Origin of the sequence: Streptomyces pathocidini (assembly GCF_001418495.1) — a bacterium.
GTDB classification, from domain to species: domain Bacteria; phylum Actinomycetota; class Actinomycetes; order Streptomycetales; family Streptomycetaceae; genus Streptomyces; species Streptomyces pathocidini.
The window spans coordinates 1-2,318 of sequence record NZ_LIQY01000695.1 but is presented as its reverse complement, the minus strand read 5'-3'; the positions used below and the strand labels follow the sequence as shown (position 1 = coordinate 2,318).

1 protein-coding gene and 1 pseudogene are annotated in these 2,318 nt (G+C 73.9%); both read left to right on the top strand.

What is annotated here, in order from left to right; all coding sequences use genetic code 11:
• The first annotated feature begins 278 nt into the window (after positions 1-278).
• A complete protein-coding gene (locus AOK16_RS24560; RefSeq protein ID WP_055474288.1) occupies positions 279-2,054 on the top strand; it encodes an MbnB/TglH/ChrH family RiPP precursor modification enzyme in 1,776 nt (591 codons plus the stop codon).
• A 65-nt stretch (positions 2,055-2,119) separates the two neighbouring features.
• Positions 2,120-2,318 (top strand): annotated as a pseudogene (locus tag AOK16_RS24555) (TIGR04222 domain-containing membrane protein); the annotation flags it as partial.

Here is a 2,318-nt window from a genome sequence, read left to right as displayed (position 1 = left end):
CAGCGAGCATCGGCGACGGCGGCGGCAACCGGCGACGCCTGGCGGTGTCCAGCGGCGCCCGGCGGTTCCGGCTGAGCGGCGCCCGGGCAGTGCCGAGCTTGCCTCGGACGGCTCGGACGACTCGGCCCCCGCAGGGCCGGCGGCCTCAAGTCAGCCCCGCAGGGGCGGCAACCTCAAGTAAGGCTCTGAATCCCCCGCTTCGTGGTTCGCCCCGCCCCCGCCCGGCCATCATGGCCACACGGCACGTACGAAAGGTCCCGGAGGGAGAGGCGGCAGCCATGCAGCGGACAGATCGGCGAACGGACGGGCTCGTCCTCGGTACCGGCATCGGCTGGCGGCCGGAAATCGCCGACGCCATCGCGGAGTTGCCAGACATCGACTGGGTCGAGGTGGTGGCCGAGAACATCTGCCCCGGGCACCTCCCCGAACCCCTCCTGCGGCTGCGCGAGCGCGGCACCACCGTCGTACCGCACGGCGTCTCTCTCGGCCTCGGCGGCGCCGACCGCCCCGACCCCGCAAAGCTCGCCGCGCTCGCCGAGCGGGCGGAGGTGCTGGGCGCGCCGCTGGTCACCGAGCACATCGCCTTCGTACGGGCCGGCGGGCCGCTGACCGCCACCGCGCGGCTGGAGGCGGGCCATCTGCTGCCGGTGCCGCGCACCCGCGACGCGCTGGACGTGCTGTGCGAGAACGTCCGCATCGCGCAGGACGCCCTGCCGGTGCCGCTGGCGCTGGAGAACATCGCGGCGCTGGTCGCCTGGCCCGGCGAGGAGCTGTCCGAGGGGCGGTTCCTGGCCGAGTTGGTGGAGCGTACGGGCGTGCGCCTGCTCATCGACGTGGCCAACCTCCACACCAACCACGTCAACCGCGGCGAGGATCCGGCGAAAACGCTGGACGAACTGCCGGTCGAGGCCATCGCGTACGTGCATGTGGCGGGTGGCGTCGAGAAGGACGGCGTTTGGCACGACAGCCACGCCCACCCGGTGACCCAGCCGGTCCTGGACGTCCTCGCCGAACTCCGCACCCGCGTCGCCCCACCGGGCGTCCTCCTGGAACGCGACGAGGACTTCCCACCGGCGGCGGAACTGGCGGCCGAACTGTCCGCGATCCGGGCGGTGTTGGCAGCGGGAGACTCCGAGAGGACACACGGACGGAACCACGCCATGGGCGGAGCGCCCGGACGAGGAGTGCCGTTCACCCCGCCACGGCCCATCGCGGGCCCGGGCATCACCACGGTGACCGTACGGCCGGAGCCGGAGCCGACGCCGAAAGAGGAACCGTGGGGCGACACCAACGAGGCAACGGTAAGCGGGCCTTCGCATGGGCGGTCGACCCGCAAGATGACCGCGCGGCCGGGGGAAGCGACCACAGCGGCCACGTGGCCTGAGCCAACGCCGACACCGCCCCCGGAAGAGGAACCGCGGGGCAGCGCCACCAGCAAGACAGCAGCAGACGGACCTTCACACGAGCGGCCGACCCGCAAGGTGAACGCGCCGGAGGGGGAGGCGACCGCGGTCCCCGCCTCGACCACCGCCCGCCGATGGGAACCTACCTCGACCACCACCCACCAGTGGGAGCCCGCCTCCGCCACCCACCAGTGGGAGCCCGCCTCCTCTGCCCGACAGCGGGCGCTCGCCTCGACCGCCACCCGTCGGCGCGTCGGGGTCGCGCAGGCCGCGCTCCTGTCGGCGCTCGTGGCCGGGGCACCGGCTCCCGAGGGGTTCGACGGGCGGCGATTGCGCGTGCAGAGCCGGGCGTTGGCCGCGAAGCGGGCGGACGTCGTCGCCAAGGTGGCGCCGGAACTGCCGGAGATCCTGGGCGCGGGCTACCGGCCCGCGTTCCTCGCATACGCGCAGGCCCGCCCCATGACCGGCGGCTACCGCCAGGACGCCCTCGACTTCGCCGGTCACGTCCTGGCCGAGTGCCCGCCCGAGGACCCAACAGCCCATCGTAACCTGGCCACTTGGTGGCGCGACCGCTCCGGCCCCAGGCCCCGCCGGCGCCTGATCCGGCGGCTACGGGCCACCGCGGCGCGGCTCCGCCCGTCCGCTTCGTGAATCGTTCGGGTGTGCACCGGTGAACGGCCGAGTAGACGGCGCGCGTGCGGGTAACTCTCCCGCGCATGTGGGTACTTCTCCTGCTCGTAGGCTCGACGGCGGTCATCGCCGCCTCCGCACGGCTCTGCCATGCCGTGGTCCTCGCATGCCTGGCGCCGGAGCGGACGCCCGGCGCCAAGAACGGCACAGCCCGCCGAGGCCACTTCTCGCTCTCCCTCTACGAGGCCGCGTTCCTCGCCGGCGGCCCGCGCCGGGTCGCGGACC